The organism is Bradyrhizobium yuanmingense, assembly GCF_025200905.1.
Taxonomy (GTDB): domain Bacteria; phylum Pseudomonadota; class Alphaproteobacteria; order Rhizobiales; family Xanthobacteraceae; genus Bradyrhizobium; species Bradyrhizobium yuanmingense.
The window spans coordinates 5,224,662-5,241,380 of the sequence record NZ_CP104173.1 but is presented as its reverse complement, the minus strand read 5'-3'; the positions used below and the strand labels follow the sequence as shown (position 1 = coordinate 5,241,380).

Genomic DNA, 16,719 nt, shown 5'->3' with positions numbered 1-16,719 from the left:
CGATCGAACTGTGCGATCAGTAGTCCCAGAAGACCGGGACCCAACGAAAGGCGTCGCCGTCGACTGCCACATGTCCGACGGACGGGAACGGCAGGTGAGTGGCCACCAGCAGTCCACCGGTCTCAGCCAGTTCCCGCAACAGACTGATACGAACGCGGGCCGACTCCTCGGGATCGTGTTCGAAGCCGTTGTACCAGTCGGGGTGCTCGAACCCGACCGCGAACACGAGGTCGCCGGCGAACGTCAGCCGGTCGCCGCCGGACGCCACGCGGACGACGCTGTGCCCGGGGGTGTGGCCGCCGGTGCGAGTGACGATCACTCCCGGTGCCACCTCGTACTGCTCCTCGAACGGCCGTAGCTGGCTGCGGTACTCTTTCACGAACCGCTTGGCGGTCGATCGAAGCGCGTCCGGGAAACCCGGCGGCATGGCGACGTGGGAGAAATCGGGCGCCTCCCAGAACTTGACCTCGGCGGCTGCCACGTGGATCCGCAGGTCCGGACGTAGCTGTTCCTTGACCCCTTCGACGAGCAGCCCACCGATGTGGTCCATGTGCATGTGGGTCAGCACCACGTCGGTCACGGACGCAAGATCGATGCCGGCGGCCTCCAGTCGCTTGATCAATTGCCCGGCGCGCGGCAAGTGCAAGTCCGGGTCGAGCCCAAGCCCAGCATCGACGAGTATGGTCCGGTCGCCGCTACGCACCACGACCACATTCAGCGCCCAATCGTAGGCGTCGGGCGGCAGGAACATGTCTTTCAGCCAGGTCGCCCGGACGGCCGGGTCGATGTTGTGTGCCAACATTGCGGTTGGGAGCGGTAGCACGCCGTCGCTGACGACCAGCACGTCAATGTCGCCGACCTGCACCGCGTAGCGCGACGGAACCAGTTCGTTGGGCCCCGGTCCGCCGGAGTGTGAGGTGTTGGCTAAGTTCGTGTCGACGTCCATGTTCGATCTCCTGTTTCATGTTCAAGGCTACTGGCTGGTCTCGGTTGAGCTGGCCGCGCAGCCAGCGAGAAGCGCGGCCCATTTCGCGTGAAGCTTCTAGAAGAAGCCACTCACGTCAGTCACACGCTCCGGATCGGCAGCGGCCAGCGCGGCGGCACGCTCGGGCTGCGGCGGATAGATCCAGACGGTATTGATCTCCTGCTTGGTCTTCTTGGCGACCTCGCCGACCATCGCCACTTTGCGTTCCCAGCCAACGGTGAACAGCGCACCGGCTTCGCCGAGGTCGAGGCAGGTGACATAGCCCTTCTGGTGATAGGGCTTGGTCGGAACGCCCAGCAGTTCGGCGGCGGCGTTGTTGCCGGCAAAAGCGCCCATTCGCGTGGCGTGCTGACACGACATCAGCGCGTAATTGCCGATATCGTCGCTTGCGGCCCTGGCGGCATCGCCGGTAGCGAAGACACCTGGCACTGATGGCACGCGCAAATCCCGGTCGACCAGTAGGCGGCCGAAATTGTCGCGCTCGGCCGGGATCTGCTGGGTCAACGGTGCCGCGCGAATACCTGCCGCCCAGATCACGGTCTCGGCCTCGATGTGTTCGCCGTCGGAAAGCGTGACGCCGGATTCGTCCAGCGATGCAATGCCGGCGCCAAGCCGGGTCTCCACGCCGAGCTTGCGCAGGGCCTCCTCGATGACAGGGCGGGGGCCTTCGCCCATATCAGGTGCGATCGCCTTGTTGCGGTCGACGATGATGACGCGCGTCTTGGCGTCCTTGCCGAGGATTCCGCGCAGACGCGAGGGCATCTCGGTGGCCGCCTCGATGCCGGTGAAACCGCCGCCGGCAACGACAACCGTGTCACGCCCGTTCGCCGCCGGCCGTTTCGCCAGGCCGTGCAAATGCTTGTCGAGGGCGATTGCATCATCGAGCGAGTCGACGCTAAATCCGTGCTCGCTAAGGCCCGGAATGTTCGGACGGAATAGCCGGCTGCCGGTCGCCACCACCAGCCGGTCGTAGGAAAGGGTCTTCTTCGCACCCTTGGTGGCGACGATGCCCACCGTGCGGGATTTGGCGTCGATGGTTTCGGCGCTGCCTTGCACGTAAGTAACATCGACGGCCTTGAGCACCTCCAGCAGCGGCGCCGTCAGGGTCTCGGGCTTCGGTTCGTACAGCCGCGGCCGCACTACCAGCGTTGGCTCTGGCGCGACCAGCGCGATCTCGAGCTCCTCGGGCGAAACGCCCTGGATATCGCGCAGGCGGGCTGCGGAAAGTGCGGCGTACATGCCAGCGAAGCCGGCTCCTATGATAACAAGTCGCATGTGATCTACTCCTTGGTTTGATTTTCTCGGTAGTGCACCGCCGCTTCTCTTTGGCGGCAAGCATCCTCCGATCGACGTCGACGCGAACAGGCGGACAGAAGACCGGCGGACCTATGGTAGGCAGTTCGGTTCCGAAGACATCGGCATGGGGTTTTCACAAGCCGCGCGGCAGCCTCCGAAAGGGGATGCCCAGCCACGGTTAAGGGTCACGGGCAAAGCTGGGCTCGGGCCCCAGTTCTGGTAGGGGAGCTGGGCGCCTACTTTGGACATGATGGAAATCACGGGACTGGTCCGTTGCACGGCCTGCGCTGGAATTTCCACCTCCTCCCCCGCTGCTGAAGTGAAGCGAACTCCCAAAGAAAGTCCGTACACGAGTGCGGTCACGAAGCCTTTTCGGCGTGAAGTGATTGCAAGCCGGTCGACCAAGTTCTTCCTGAGCATGTTGTCTCCGTCTGCTGGGGCGTGGGGCACCCTCATGATCTAGCGGACCGAAGATGCGACTGCGCCAGAGCGATTGCTGTACCTGCAGAGCGATTGCTGCTAACGCATGCGGCGTTGCGCTAGGGCTTTCGCCCAGCCAATCGCTGAACGCCACGGCGAGGGCGTACGAGACCGCGTAGCCGAGCTCCGCCGCCAGCGAAAAAAAACCATGCGTCGGCGACTTGCAGCATGTTCATGGTGATCGAGCGGTACTGTGGCGCAGCCGAACGGACGGCGAGATCCCGGTGCTTTCCTTGAAGGCTCGGCAGAAGTGGAAGCTCGACAGGCCCGCCTCGCGAGTGAGACATCGGTATCGATGTCCGCGCAAGTGTTCGCCGGTGCGGCGGCATTGCCATCGGCGACAACGCGTCAATGACCGGCTGGATCGCGGTCCAAGAGATCGCAGGGGATGCCGTGCCGGACAACGCGCTCGACTGTTGTCTGCGGATTACAGCATCATGTTTCAAGAATCCGGGAATACCCATCGCGAGGTTGAGCCCGGTCGATGAGTGTCATCGTGCGAGAACGCGCCGCTCCAAACACCGCCGATATCCCACTCACCGCTAGAACCGCAGTGATGCCGTGGGGGAGAGCCATGGACGTGGTCGGCCATAAGTGCGACTGCGTCGTGGACATTTCCCGCTGTGGGGAAAAGCTTGTTACGGTAGAACGAATGCCGTCAACGCTTGTGACGTCTCCAGTCGCTTGGCGTTTCGCCGGTCAGTTTCTTGAATGCCGCGGCGAAGGCGGTCTGGGAGGAGTAGCCGAGGGCCGCCGCGATCGAGACGACGGATTCATCGCTATCGCGCAGCATGCTCATGGCCTGCTCGAGCCGGTACTGGCGCAGCCAGGCATGAGGCGAAAGCCCGGTGCTTTCCTTGAAGGCACGGCAGAAATGAAAGCGCGATAGACCGGCATCCGAAGCCAGCGCCGCGAGCGAGACGTCCGAATCGCTGTCCGAGCGCAAGCGGTCGGTGGCACGGAGCAGGACCTTCGGCGAAAGCCCGCCCATTGTTGGCTGGATCGTCGTTGGCGAGCCGGTGTGCGCAGCCAGAAGACGCGTGGCGAGGAGGTCTATTAATTGGTGCCTGAACAGCGTATCCAGCGCCTCATTGCTCTCCAGGACATCCGTCGCGCTCAAGATCAATCGGGACGTAATGGGGTCGTGATGCGCCGTTCGCTCCACGAGGTCGATCGGTGTGGCGGTGTTGGCTTCGTCAGCGACGCGCTTGAGCACTGCGTGAGGAAGATAGAGCTGAACGACATCAACAGGTTTCGGAATATCCCATCGTGAGCTTGATCCTTCCGGAATGATTATCAATACACCAGGCCGAAACGTTCCGATCGCAACCGATCTGCCTGTCCGACGCTCCATGCGCTGCATCGAGCCGTTGTAAGCCATGATGACGTGATGGCTCATAGGCTCGACGACGTCGTGCAATGGCTCATGTTTCCAGTGAGCGATCGCGCTCCCAGAGGGGTCCAAAGCCATGCTGAGTGGTTTGGTGTGAAGCACGCGTGCCATCTCAACATCGGCAGGACGGCGGTCGGCAACCTGCAAATAACGCTGCTGCGCGCCGGAAGCGTCTGACTGGTTTTGTTGGTGCGAATGATCGCGCAAGATTGGCTGGCTCATGAACCTGTCCTAGCTTCGAGGAGCATCGTTGAGCGTTCGGCGCGCGTTCTAAGCGGGTACAGGCCCAGCGTCTTTCTCAAAACTCCCGTGCTTTGCCTGATCCTGCTGTAAGCTGATGCTAGGAGCCCGCGCCGCGATTAAAGTCGCAATCAGCGCGGCGGACGGTGGCGGTTAACTGCTGTCGAAATAGGCAATCGACGCCGGGAGCCGTCGTAAGCGGCAGCGAATGGACAAAATCGCTGACGTTCTTGAGCAGACATCGAGCTTTGTGTCACGAAACTGCCACGACGAAACTGGACGACCGTGCGCTAGCGTCAGATAATGGTTCACGAAATCACGTGCGGGCGCTTGTCAGTCCAACTTCGCTGAGAGAGTTATCCTATGACCCAGGCGAGCGCCTTCGGCCGGAAGCTCGGGCGGTTTTTGCACCTGAAGGATGCGCCGCCCTCGCTGATAACGAGTTCGCTGCGCGGGGTGGAGCTCGCGGTCACCGAAACCCGGGATGACAATCCAGTGCCGGGTCTTTCCGGTTCCTTTACCGCGGAGGATGCTTTCGTCGTCAGCCTCAAACTTCACGATTATCCCGACTGCGAACTCTGGGAAAATGGCAAGTGCGTGATGAAAGCGGATGTTCCCGCGGGAGCGACCTATCTGTACGACCTCAAGCGCGATCCGCGCTACGTGATCGACAAGCCGTTCCACTCCCTGTTTTTCTATTTGCCGCGCTCGGCGCTCGACGCTCTCACTGAGCAGCCCCGCATGCCGCGCGTCGGTCAGCTTGCCTGTGAACTCGGCGTAGGCCATGACGACACGGTCGTCCGTCATATCGGCGCGTCATTGCAACAAGCGCTGCGTCGACCAGACGAGACGAACCAGCTTTTCATCGATCACATGATGCTCGCGCTCACCGCACACGTCGCCCAGGCCTACGGCGGGCTACGTCCTTCTGAACCGAATCGCGGCGGCCTTGCGCCGTGGCAGGTCAAGCGCGTCTGCGAAAGGCTGGAGTCCGATCTCGGCGGAAAGCTTTCGTTGCAGGAAATCGCGGCCGAGTTCGATCTTTCGATCAGCCACTTTTCGCGCGCGTTTCGCATCTCCACCGGCCTGCCGCCGCACCAGTGGCTGCTGCGCCAGCGTGTGAAGGCGGCCAAGCAACTGATGACGGTTCGCGACCTGTCGCTCTCGGAAATTGCAATATCGGCCGGGTTCGCCAATCAAAGCCACTTCACGAGGGTGTTTTCGTCTGTGGTCGGCGTCAGCCCGGGAACGTGGCGCCGCGAGGCGCAGGGTGCGCCGGAAAGCAAGAAGTGATCGGAGCCCCGGCAGAAGCCTTTTCGCTCAGCGACGCGTTGCCTGCGAGATTGCGTAAGCGGCGCGACGCACCGCAAACATTTCGTCCAACGGATGACCGATTCCATCGGCCAGAGTTGCCGGATTGAACATGGGTTCGTCGCAGGCATCATTTTCTTCGACACCAGTGATCACGATCGTTCCCAGCCGTACCGCTTCGCGTCCGTCCTCATCGGGCCATCGGACGGTCACGTCCATGACCGGGTCGCCCGGACGGTCCAGCAGCGCCATCACACTGAACCTCATATCGCGAGCCGCGATCCGGGATTCGAGGTCGTGCAGCAGCTCGGTGGGTTTTGCGTTGGCTGCGGCCCTGCGCCTCGCCGCCTGTTCGCCGACTGGCGTGACCTTGAACTTGATGAACCTTGTCTCGCCTCTTGAATTGGTCGCGGGAAACGCGTGCACGCCCCAATAGGTTGTTGAGGCAAAGCTTGCGGCAGGCGGATGCGCGGCGATGTAGCTCGCCTGATGCAGCGTCTCGGGATTGGCAACTGAAAATGTCTCGACCATTTCCAGATCCGGCTTGCCGTCGGGTCCTGGAATACGTGCTCGAAGGAAAGCCAGCATCTGGTCGGGGGTCCTCGCGAAATGAACCGGGGCACTCTGGGTTAAAATATCCGAGCGCTCGCCATCGCTGCCAAGCCGGAAGCTGAATCCGCGCAATAACAGGTAGTTGGTGTCTGGGCCTTCCGCCACCGAGAAGCGCGCCAGGAGGCGCGAAGGCTCGGTGAAGCTACAGGATTTCGTGATCTCCTTCGCCTGGTCCGATGGGGTATAGGTGCCGCGAACGCATCGGCCATTGGCAAAGCTCGCACGTGACTTTGGCGGAAGGCCGGCAACCGTCTTCATGGCGGCGACTATGGATGCGGAGCCGGCAAGGCCGCGGGGGAACTTGGGCAGGACGGGACCTCGTGATCTAGAGTTGGTAAAGTTCTTGGGCAGGACAACTTGGGCGTCTTTCCCGAATCCTTCCCGCCTTGTCCGTTTCTGCGACAAAGCTTGCCGACGGCAGCATCCCTGATGCGTACCGTTCGCAGGACCTCAGTTCGCTTCTGGTCCGGAGCTGACGCGAACGCTGCAGCTGGCGAAGCCCGCCTTGAGGGGAGCGGACGAGCAGCCGCTTACGTTCTGACGCTTAGCAATCGCGGAGCTCTCTCTGGACAGAGAACCTTCAAAAGACGATCGGCCACTCTCACCTAGGGCGTCAGCTCGACCACTGCGTTGGGGCTGCCCAGTCCGGTGCTGCACCACCGCCAATACACCTTCAGAAGCGAATTTTGGCCGAGGCTGATGCTTGGCCCGCCATTTCGGGCCAGGACCACGCATGTAGTGCAGCTCGGGCCGGTAGCTATCGCGTAGGTCCAAAAACAGGTTCTGAAGAATGCTGGCGATGTCGGACACGGTCACAGCCGCCTTCGAGAAAAAAACAGACTTTGCGGACCAGCGCGCAGAAGCCGGTGCGATCACACGAGGACTGACAATGTTTTTCCAGATCATCGTTTCTCTCCATCCGCTTGGATGTCGCCCGATGATTTAGCGGATCGGGTCTGCTGCTGCGCCAGAGCGATTGCCGTACCTACAGAGCGATTGCTGCTAATTCATGCGCCCGGCCAATCGGTCGTGCCTCCGCAGGTTCCGCGAGACCTTCAGGCACACCGTGACCTCGGCCAAGCGGCTCCCGATGAATCTGCTCGATGCCTTGCGAGCGCTCGAACATTTCAAGCGTGCTGCGGGATCATCTCGGGGAGTTCGTACCCGCCTATCTCAAGCTGAAGCATGAGGAGTGGAACGACTACGCACGCCATCTGACCCAATGGGAGCGAGACAACACTCTGGACTGTTGAGTTGCAACAGGTGTTCAGCACTGGCGCGATGGGAAGCCGGCACGCGCCGTATCACACACAGACGATCTGGAGGACCAGGTACCAAACCACTTGCTCGTCAACGAACCATCATTGTCGGTCCAGGGGATCGGTGGCAATTGCGGCAGGTAGGATGCATATGGCATCACTTTCGCAAGCGTCACCCTGCCCGGGTACCGTGCGAGAAAAGCCTTGTTCATTCCGCCGTCGAATCCGCTGTAGATCGGGGCAACTGGCACGTTGTCTTCAAGCAATTGCGCGTACGCGCGCTCGTCGGCGCGCCGCTTTTCCAGCGCCCTTCGCGCGATTTCCGGATTGACGACAAAGGGAGGGCATTTCTCGATCGGATTGAACACGAGAGGGTGCGGCGAATTCGGGGAAGGTTGCGCATCGAACACATAGCGGCGGTTACACACATCCACTTTGGGTTCGAGCTGTGTCGTCTCGAAATGATCGTTGCCGACCTTGAGCATTTCCCAGAAGGGCAGGTTGGGATTGTTTCGATGGCGCGCCAGATTCACCGGTGTCAGGCGGAACGGATAGGCTTGGACCTGGAACGATGTTCGGCCGCCGCGGAATGAGTCACGCGCCAGCGAATAGATCTCGCTGATCTGTTCGTCCGTCATGGCATAGCAACCGCTCGACCAGCAGTCGCCGTGGATCATGAGGAAGCTGCCGTTTCGCTTGTTTGCCCTGTCGAAGCTGTTCGGATAGCCGAGGTTGATCGAGAGATAGAAATTGGAGTTGGGGTTCATCAACTCAGGCGTAACTGTATAAAACCCTTCCGGAGCCTGTCGGTCGCCCTCGTACAATTTCGGCCCGAGATCGCCCGACCACCGGCAGATCGGATAGGTCTTCAGCAATTGGAAACGGCCGGCCGTGTCCTGCTTCCAGACTTCGAGCTCTGCCTCGTCCTTGAAAAGACGCACAAGGATAGGGGAATATTTCGGCATCTTCTTCTGTTCGAGCAGCGCGAGCAGCTCGGCCGGCAATTCCTGCGTCGCCTTGGCGGGCAACGGCTTGCTGCTTTCGCCAAAGCATGTGGCAGGTGCTAAGGCAGCGGCAAAAGCCGCCGCCAGCACAATTGCGTGTCGGACCATGGCGCATATCACTGCTGTACCTCCAGCCCGTCGCGCGCCGCTATTTCTCAAATCCGACGAACATCGTAGCCTCCTCGACCGACTTCCGCTCTGACACCATCGCATTCGCCGGAAAAGTCTCGTCATTCTACCCCCGATGTCGCCGAACCACCGGACGCTGCTTCAGCAGTTCGACGCCGCGCCGGCAAGCACGCGAAGGCGCAACACAAGTCGTTCGATTGCAAGACTATGGATCAATCGGACGACATCGTCTACGGAGTGAACGACCTCGAGGCAATGTGCTCTCCGCAAGCCTCGCCGGTTCGGCAGGCTCGGCTGAACTCGACGAGAGGTGATCGCGCTGGTGCACCGTGCCTCGCCGGTACCTCCGGCAGGCGCCAGGCGATCCATCACGGCGCCTGTACGCTTCAGCGCGCGATGACACATCATGGTTCTGCTGCAAGATGGTCCCCGCTCCGGGCGAAGGCACGCGCTGGCGCGACCACCATTACTACAAGATGGCTGTCTCAGCGCGGTTTTCATCTCGACGAACCGGCGTCGTCGCTAGCGACTAGCGCAGCACGACTTCTTGATCTGTCCAGCGAAGATAATGCCGCGGTGCAGCGCCTAGCTCGCGCTTAAACATGGCGGCGAATGCGCTCGGGCTGTCATAGCCCACGTCCAGCGCTACGCATGTGACGGGTTCGCCTGCGCCCAGGCGTGCCAAAGCTTCCAGGAGCCGCACGCGTTGTCGCCACATTGAAAAGCTCTGACCGGTCTCGCGGCGGAACAGCCTCGTCAGCGTTCGCCGGCTGAGGCTGTATTTGTCTGCCCAGTCGTCGAGCGTAAGGTCCGAGGAGGGGTCGCCAAGCACTGCCTTACAGATCGCCGCAAGGCGGGGGTCCGGTGGCACCTGCACGTGAAGCGTCACCTCCGGCATGTGTGAGATCTCGGCGAGCAGGAGTTCGAGAAGCTTGCCGTCGCGTCCGTCCTGGTCGTAGGTCTGCGGCATCCGCACCGCCTCGTCCATCAGGGCTTCGACGAGCGAGGATGCACGAATCAGGCGGCACGTCTCCGACGTTCCTCGTCGGCGATCAGGCGTGACATAGATCGTCTGGGCCTCGACTTCACCCCAGGCGCGCGACTGATGTACAACGCCAGCCGGAATCCATAAACCATGCCCGGGTGGAACCACGAAATGACCGCGCTCGGTCATCATCGCCGTGACGCCGGTGATCTGCAGGATGAACTGGTCGCGCCGATGCGCGTGCCGCGTGCTGGTGCTCTCGTTTGGATAAGTTGCGGTCATCGCGGCGACCGGCCGCGCGATCGTCTGAAGTTGTCCGGCATAGTTGGCGGCCGCTGCGGGGCCCTCCTGTTTGCTGCAGGTGCGCAATTCGCCAGTCACATCTCGCCGCGCTACGACTTTCACGTGTCGTGAACTCCCGATCCAAGTCCTTTTCTGCAAGGCTCTTATGCATCTTCCGGGCCAGATATGGCCCGATCGCGATGGTTCTTGTCCCCGATCAGGTAGCGCGGGACAGGGCGTTTGGCAACAATGCTCGCGCCGGCCAGATTCGTCAAAGCCGAATACGGCATCTGGCGAGGTCCTTCTCACGCCGATATGCGACACGGAGAGCTCGATGAACAGACGCGAATTCACCCAGGCCATGCTGGCCGCCGGCGCCGCTATCCCCTTCGGCATCACGCGAGCGGCCGGCCAGACCCGCGGTGGAACACTCAACACCATCATCCAGCCCGAGCCGCCGCTGCTGGTCACCGCCTTCAACCAGCAGCAGCCGACGCTGACGCTCGGCGGCAAGATCTACGAGAGTCTTCTCAAATATGGCGCTGACCTCAAGCCGATGCCGGGCATGGCGCAGTCCTGGGAGATTTCGCCGGACGGGCTGACCTATACGTTCAAGCTGTTTCCCAACATCACCTTCCACGACGGCAAGCCGATGACGTCCGAGGACGTCGTGTTCAGCTGCATGAAGGTGTTGACCGAGACGCATCCGCGCGCGCGGCAGAATTTTGCGCGCGTCGCTTCGGCCGAGGCGCCCGATCCGCTCACCGTCGTGTTCAAGCTGAAGCAGCCCTTTGCGCCGTTCCTCGGCTGCTTTGACTGCACCTCGGCGCCGATCGTGCCAAAGCACATCTATGAAGGCACCGACTACCGCAAGAACCCGCTGAACGACAAGGCGATCGGCACCGGCCCATTCAAGCTGAAGGAATGGGTGCGCGGCTCGCATGTCCATCTGGTGCGCCATGAAGGATACTATCTGAAGGACCAGCCGCACCTGGATGAGATCATCTACCGCATCATCCCGGATTCGGCATCGCGCGCGCTGGCGCTGGAGAACGGCACGGTGCAACTCGCGCAATGGACCGACGTCGAGTTCTTCGACGTGCAGCGCTTCAAGGCGCAGAAGAACCTCGAAGTCACCACCAAGGGCTATGAGTATTTCGCGCCGCACCAGTGGCTCGAGATGAACAACCGTATCGCGCCGATGAACGACAAGCGCTTCCGGCAGGCGGTGATGCACCTGATCGACCGCGACGCGCTCGCCAAGCGGGTCTATTTCGGCAGCGCCAAGGTGGCGACCGGGCCGATCTCGTCCAAGACGAAATTCTACGACGGCAAGGTCAAGCGCTACGACTATTCGATCGACAAGGCCAAGGCGCTGCTCGACGAGATGGGGCTGAAGCCCGACACCAACGGCAAGCGCGCTGAGATCAAATACATCGTGCCGCCTTACGGCGAATCCTATCAGCGCGCCGGCGAGTTCTTCCGCCAGAGTTTTGCCCGCGTCGGCATCGATCTCGTCCTCGTCGGCACCGACATGGCCGGCTGGGCCGAGAAGGTCGGCAACTGGGACTATGAGATGACCCAAAACCTGCTCTACCAGCTCGGCGATCCCGCGCTCGGCGTCTCCCGCACTTACGTGTCGTCGAACATCAAGAAAGGCATCCTGTTCTCGAATACCGAAGGCTATTCCAACCCTGAGGTCGATAGGCTTTTCGACGAGGCCGCGGTCACGCTCGACGAGGCCAAGCGACTGGAGCTTTATTCCAAGGTGCAGCAGATCCTGGTCGAGGACGTGCCGGTCGCCTGGACGCTGGAGCTCGAATATCCCATCATCTACGACAAGGCGTTCAAGAACATCGTGTCGACCGGCATCGGCTCGCACGAAACCTTCGGGTCGGTCTACAAATCGTGATCCGTCTCGGCAGCGCGGCGACGATCGGGCTGATGGCACTGAGCCGGATTGCCCAGCTCGTCGCCGTCATCCTCGTCATCGCCACTTTCAACTTCGTGCTGGTGCGGGCCGCCCCTGGCGATCCCGCCCAGGTCATGGCCGGCCAATCCGGCGCGTCCGATCCGAAGCTGCTGGAAGATCTGCGCAAGGAATATGGGCTCGACAAGCCCTACGCCGTGCAGCTCGCAAGCTATCTCGGCCGCGTCGTCAGGCTCGACCTCGGCTATTCCTACCGCCAGCGCCGCGCGGTGGTCGATCTCATCCTGGAAAGGCTGCCGGCGACGCTGCTGTTGACGGTGACGGCCTTCTGCCTCGCGCTGCTGATCGGCACGACCCTCGGCGCGCTCGCGGGGCTGGCGGCGGGCAGCGTGCTCGATACGGTCTTCACCGTGCTGTCGCTGGTGCTTTATGCGACGCCGGTGTTCTGGCTGGGGCTGATGCTGGTGCTGGTCTTCTCCGTGACACTCGGCTGGCTGCCGCCGTTCGGTTACGAGACCATCAACGTCAAGCTCTCGCCGCTGGAGCATGCGCTCGACATCGCCAAGCACATGATCATGCCGGTGACCTCGCTGGCGGCGATCTATCTCGCGATCTATGCCCGGCTGATGCGATCCTCGATCATCGAGGTCGCCCAGCAGGACTTCATCAAGACCGCGCGCGCCAAGGGCCTGTCCGGGCCCAGCATTGTGGTCGGCCACATGCTGCGCAACGCGCTGGTGCCCGTCGTCACCGTGGCCGGCATGCAGGCCGGCGCGCTGGTCGGCGGCGCCGTGGTCATCGAGACGGTGTTCGCCTGGCCGGGCCTCGGCCGGCTGACCTTCGATGCGCTGCTCCAGCGTGATTATCCCGTGCTGCTCGGCATTTTTCTCATTCTGTCGATCGTGGTCATCGTGCTCAATCTGCTGACCGACCTGATCTACAGGCTGATCGATCCCCGCATGACGACAGGAGCTGCGTGATGGATGCGGTTCGCGCCTTCCTGCGTCATCCTAGCGGCATGGTCGGCCTCGTAGTGCTGCTTGTCGTGGTCGTCATCGCGCTCATCGCGCCCACCGTCTTTCCGGTCTCGCCCTGGGAAATGGTCAGCGCGCCGTTCACGCCGCCCGGCGAGGACGGCCTGCTGCTCGGCGGCGACACGCTCGGCCGCGACGTTGCGGCCGGCGTTGCCTATGGTGCCCGCGTGTCGCTCGTCATCGGCATCGCCTCGGCCATGGCGGCTATGGTGATCGGCGTCACGATCGGCGCAATTTCCGGCTATTTCGGCGGCAAGGTCGATCTCGTGCTGATGCGGGTGACCGAGCTGTTTCAGACCATCCCCGCTTTCGTGCTTGCGATCCTCTTGGTCGCGACCTTCAACCCGTCGCTGCTGACGATCATCCTGACCATCGGTGCCGTGAGCTGGCCGCCGCTGGCGCGCCTCACCCGCGCCGAGTTCCTGCGTCTGCGCAATCGTGAATTCGTCGAAGCCGCGCTGTGCCAGGGCGAGGGCACCTTGCAGATCGTGCTCGGCCATATCCTGCCCAATGCGATCTCGCCGATCCTGGTCGTGACCTCCCTGACGGTCGCCACCGCCATCCTGCTCGAAAGCGCGTTGTCCTTCATGGGCCTTGGCGATCCCAATCTGATGTCCTGGGGTTTCATGATCGGAGCCGGCCGCACCGTCATCCGTAATGCCTGGTGGATGAGCGTGTTTCCGGGGCTCGCGATCCTCATCACCGTGCTTGCCATCAACCTGTTCGGCGAAGGTCTCTCCGATGTGCTCAATCCGCGTGTATCGAGGCGCCGGTCATGAGCGAGGCCGTGCAAGCCAAGGCACCCGTTCTGTCGGTCGAGGGGCTCTCGATCGCGCTGCCCGAAGGCGGCGATCGCCCGTTCGCGGTCGAGAACGTCTCCTTCCAGGTCAAGCCCAACGAGGTCGTCTGTCTCGTCGGCGAGTCCGGCTCGGGCAAGTCGATGATTGCCCATGCGGTGCTGTCGCTGCTGCCGAAGAGCGTCAATATTGCCGCGGGCGCCGTGACTGTCGCAGGACAAGATCCGGCAAAGCTCGACCGGCAGGCGCTGCGACGCCTGCGCGGCGGCGAAGCCGCGATGATCTTTCAGGAGCCGTTGTCCTCGCTGAATCCGCTCAAGCGGGTTGGCAGGCAGATCGAGGAGATGATCCTCACCCACCAGAAGCCGGTGCCGTCGGCAATTGAGGTGCACGAACGCGTGCAGCAGCTCCTGACGCAGGTCGGGCTGCCAAATCCAAAGCTGCTTGAGAAGAGCTATCCGTTCGAGCTGTCCGGCGGCCAGCGCCAGCGCGTCATGATCGCGATGGCGATGGCCAACCGTCCGGCACTCCTGGTCGCTGACGAGCCGACCACAGCGCTCGACGTCACCACCCAGCGTCAGATCCTGCGCCTGATCGACGATCTCCGACGCGACCGCGGCATGGGCGTGCTGTTGATCACCCATGATTTCGGCGTCGTTGCCGATGTCGCCGACCGCGTCGTGGTGCTTCGTCACGGCAAGGTGGTGGAGCAGGGGACGGTCGAGGAAGTCCTGCGCAGTCCTAAGGCTGACTACACCCGCGAGTTGATCGATGCCGTTCCGAAGGCGCGGCTCGACGAGATCCGCCGCACCGCGGTCCATCCTACACCGCTGCTCGAAGTTATCGGTCTTGAGAAGACATTCCGGGTCAAGCGCGGCCTGTTGCAGCCGCCGCGCGAGGTCGTCGCGGCCGACGGCATCTCGCTGACCTTGTACGAGGGCGAGACGCTCGCCGTCGTCGGCGAATCCGGGTCCGGCAAGTCGACGCTCGGGCGCATGATCATGCGTTTGACCGAGCCGGATGGCGGTGCCATCCGCTTCAACGGCCAGGATCTGCGCCAGCTCCGCGGCGAGGCGCTCCGCCAGGCGCGAAAACAGCTCCAGATCGTGTTCCAGGATCCGTTTGCGAGCCTCGATCCGCGCCAGAAGGTCGGCGATGCCATTGCGCGCGGACCAATGGCCTTTGGCACGTCGCGCACGGAAGCGATGGAGCAGGCGAGAAAGCTGCTGGTGCGAGTTGGCCTCAACGCCGTCGCCGCCGATCGTTATCCCCACGAATTCTCTGGGGGCCAGCGCCAGCGCATCTGTATTGCGCGCGCACTGGCACTCAAGCCGCGCGTGCTCATCGCCGACGAAGCCGTGTCGGCGCTTGACGTTTCCGTCCAGGCTCAGGTGCTGGCGCTGCTTGCCGAGCTCCGGCAGGAGATGAAGCTCGCCATGATCTTCATCACCCACGACCTGCGGATCGCCGCCGAGATCGCCGACCGCGTCATCGTGCTCCAGAAGGGGCGCATCGTTGAAGAGGGCGCGACCGCGGACGTTTTCACGGCCGCTCAAGCCGCCTACACACGCGAGCTGCTCGATGCGATCCCGGGCCGCGATTTCTTCGACCAGCCGGGCTTTGCCAGCGTGACCGGCGCACTACCGACAGCGAGGATGAGTTCATGACCGACAGCCGTCCCCTTCCAGCCGGCGCGCGCGAGCGCATCGAGGCCGCTGTGGATGCCGCCTTCGACGAGCAGATCGACACCACGATCGCGTTCACGGCAATCCCGAGCACGCGCGCGGCGGAGGCGCCCTGTCAGGACATGTTCGCAAAGCTGTTGCGCGATCGCGGCTACGAGGTCGATGACTGGGTCATCAACCAGGACGATCTGAAGGCGCTGCCGGGCTATGGTCCGGTCGAGACCGATTTCTCGCGTGCCCGCTCCGTCGTCGGCACCTGCCGGCCGGCCAGGGAAGAGGGCCGCTCACTGATCCTTCAGGGCCATTGCGACGTCGTGCCGGCAGGTCCGCTCGACATGTGGGAGCGGCCACCGTTTCAGCCGGTGGTCGAGAACGGTTGGCTCTATGGTCGCGGCGCCGGCGACATGAAGTCCGGTACAATCTCGGCGCTCTACGCGCTCGATGCGATCAAGGCCGCGGGCTACAGGCCCAAGGGCCGCATCCACCTGCAATCGGTGATCGAGGAGGAGAGCACCGGACTCGGCGCGCTCTCCACACTTCAGCGCGGCTATCGTGCCGATGTCTGCATCCTGCCCGAACCGACCGACGAGAAGCTGATGCGTGCCCAGGTCGGCGTGATCTGGTTCCGCCTGAAAGTGCGCGGGATACCAGTCCATGTCGCACGCGCCGGCACCGGCTCAAATGCGATCAAGGCTGCAATCCACCTGATCCAGAAGCTCGAAGGTCTCGAGGCCGAATGGAACGAGCGCGCGAAGACGCACCCCTCGTTCAAATCGGTCGAGCATCCGCTCAACTTCAATCCTGGAATCATCAAGGGCGGTGACTGGGCCTCCAGCGTGCCCGCCTGGTGCGATGTCGATTGCCGCATTGGTGTGCTGCCCGGCTGGAAGATCGCCGACGCCCAGGCCGAGATCGTGGATTTCGTCGCCAAGGCGGCGCGCTCGCATCCATTCCTCGCCAACAATCCGCCGGAGATCGTCTGGTCCGGCTTCCTGTCGCCGGGCTACGAGGCGACGGAGATTCAGGAAAGCGAGGCGGTTCTCGCTCCGGTCTACGAGCATGTGTTCGGCCGCAAGCTGACCAGCTTCTCGTCAACCGCACTGACCGATGCGCGCTTCTATGGTCTCGATTTTGGCGTGCCTGCGTTTTGCTTCGGCGCCACGATGCAAGGCGCGCACGGCTTCAACGAGCGCGTCGATCTCGCCTCGGTCAAGCGCGTCACCAAGGCGCTTGCGCTGTTCACCGCGAGCTGGTGCGGCATCGAGGCCAATTAGCCGAAAGAAGGAAACTCACCGCA

The 16,719-nt window shown here is 62.5% G+C and carries 13 protein-coding genes and 2 pseudogenes; 8 read left to right on the top strand and 7 right to left on the bottom strand.

Annotation, left to right across the window (positions count from 1 at the left end; all coding sequences use genetic code 11):
- Positions 1 to 16: 16 nt before the first annotated feature.
- From N2605_RS24825 to N2605_RS24815, 3 genes are all read right to left on the bottom strand, one after another.
- Positions 17 to 946, bottom strand: coding sequence for an MBL fold metallo-hydrolase (locus N2605_RS24825; protein WP_260343386.1), 930 nt, complete (start codon positions 944 to 946; stop codon positions 17 to 19).
- A 96-nt stretch (positions 947 to 1,042) separates the two neighbouring features.
- Positions 1,043 to 2,260, bottom strand: a complete 1,218-nt coding sequence (locus N2605_RS24820) for an NAD(P)/FAD-dependent oxidoreductase (RefSeq protein ID WP_225150353.1) — start codon at positions 2,258 to 2,260, stop codon at positions 1,043 to 1,045.
- Positions 2,261 to 3,419: 1,159 nt separating this feature from the next.
- The gene (locus N2605_RS24815; protein ID WP_057026662.1) at positions 3,420 to 4,376 is read right to left on the bottom strand and encodes a helix-turn-helix transcriptional regulator; all 957 of its coding nucleotides are present in this window, start codon (positions 4,374 to 4,376) and stop codon (positions 3,420 to 3,422) included.
- Between the two features lie 381 nt (positions 4,377 to 4,757).
- Here N2605_RS24815 and N2605_RS24810 point away from each other — a divergent pair, with 381 nt between their 5' ends.
- On the top strand, positions 4,758 to 5,687 hold the full coding sequence (locus N2605_RS24810; protein WP_225142617.1) for a helix-turn-helix domain-containing protein: 930 nt from the start codon (positions 4,758 to 4,760) through the stop codon (positions 5,685 to 5,687).
- A 27-nt stretch (positions 5,688 to 5,714) separates the two neighbouring features.
- Here N2605_RS24810 and N2605_RS24805 read toward each other — a convergent pair whose 3' ends face one another.
- The gene (locus N2605_RS24805) at positions 5,715 to 6,626 is read right to left on the bottom strand and encodes a catalase (RefSeq protein WP_425248862.1); all 912 of its coding nucleotides are present in this window, start codon (positions 6,624 to 6,626) and stop codon (positions 5,715 to 5,717) included.
- A 481-nt stretch (positions 6,627 to 7,107) separates the two neighbouring features.
- Here N2605_RS24805 and N2605_RS24800 point away from each other — a divergent pair, with 481 nt between their 5' ends.
- Both N2605_RS24800 and N2605_RS24795 read left to right on the top strand, forming a co-directional pair.
- The gene (locus tag N2605_RS24800; protein WP_157786037.1) at positions 7,108 to 7,263 is read left to right on the top strand and encodes a hypothetical protein; all 156 of its coding nucleotides are present in this window, start codon (positions 7,108 to 7,110) and stop codon (positions 7,261 to 7,263) included.
- A 114-nt stretch (positions 7,264 to 7,377) separates the two neighbouring features.
- Positions 7,378 to 7,570 (top strand): annotated as a pseudogene (locus N2605_RS24795) (type III glutamate--ammonia ligase); the annotation flags it as partial.
- A 14-nt stretch (positions 7,571 to 7,584) separates the two neighbouring features.
- Here the strand turns inward: N2605_RS24795 and N2605_RS24790 are convergent.
- The 3 genes and pseudogenes from N2605_RS24790 to N2605_RS24780 all read right to left on the bottom strand — a co-directional run bounded on the left by N2605_RS24790 (position 7,585) and on the right by N2605_RS24780 (position 10,099).
- Positions 7,585 to 8,688, bottom strand: coding sequence for a L,D-transpeptidase family protein (locus N2605_RS24790; protein ID WP_036029291.1), 1,104 nt, complete (start codon positions 8,686 to 8,688; stop codon positions 7,585 to 7,587).
- A gap of 40 nt (positions 8,689 to 8,728) precedes the next feature.
- Positions 8,729 to 8,812 (bottom strand): annotated as a pseudogene (locus N2605_RS24785) (nitroreductase); the annotation flags it as partial.
- 426 nt (positions 8,813 to 9,238) lie between these two features.
- A complete protein-coding gene (locus N2605_RS24780; RefSeq protein WP_109142911.1) occupies positions 9,239 to 10,099 on the bottom strand; it encodes an AraC family transcriptional regulator in 861 nt (286 codons plus the stop codon).
- Positions 10,100 to 10,310: 211 nt separating this feature from the next.
- Between N2605_RS24780 and N2605_RS24775 the strand changes: the two genes are divergently transcribed.
- Genes N2605_RS24775 through N2605_RS24755 form a run of 5 tightly spaced genes read left to right on the top strand, consistent with a single transcriptional unit; the run spans position 10,311 to position 16,696 of the window.
- Positions 10,311 to 11,888, top strand: a complete 1,578-nt coding sequence (locus N2605_RS24775) for an ABC transporter substrate-binding protein (protein ID WP_225133261.1) — start codon at positions 10,311 to 10,313, stop codon at positions 11,886 to 11,888.
- The gene (locus tag N2605_RS24770; protein ID WP_225114620.1) at positions 11,885 to 12,886 is read left to right on the top strand and encodes an ABC transporter permease; all 1,002 of its coding nucleotides are present in this window, start codon (positions 11,885 to 11,887) and stop codon (positions 12,884 to 12,886) included. The genes N2605_RS24775 and N2605_RS24770 overlap by 4 nt, the downstream gene beginning before the upstream one ends.
- A complete protein-coding gene (locus N2605_RS24765; RefSeq protein WP_036008084.1) occupies positions 12,886 to 13,719 on the top strand; it encodes an ABC transporter permease in 834 nt (277 codons plus the stop codon). Before N2605_RS24770 ends, N2605_RS24765 begins: the two co-directional genes overlap by 1 nt.
- On the top strand, positions 13,716 to 15,404 hold the full coding sequence (locus tag N2605_RS24760; RefSeq protein ID WP_036008080.1) for a dipeptide ABC transporter ATP-binding protein: 1,689 nt from the start codon (positions 13,716 to 13,718) through the stop codon (positions 15,402 to 15,404). The genes N2605_RS24765 and N2605_RS24760 overlap by 4 nt, the downstream gene beginning before the upstream one ends.
- A complete protein-coding gene (locus tag N2605_RS24755) occupies positions 15,401 to 16,696 on the top strand; it encodes an ArgE/DapE family deacylase (protein WP_260343384.1) in 1,296 nt (431 codons plus the stop codon). The genes N2605_RS24760 and N2605_RS24755 overlap by 4 nt, the downstream gene beginning before the upstream one ends.
- Positions 16,697 to 16,719 lie beyond the last annotated feature (23 nt).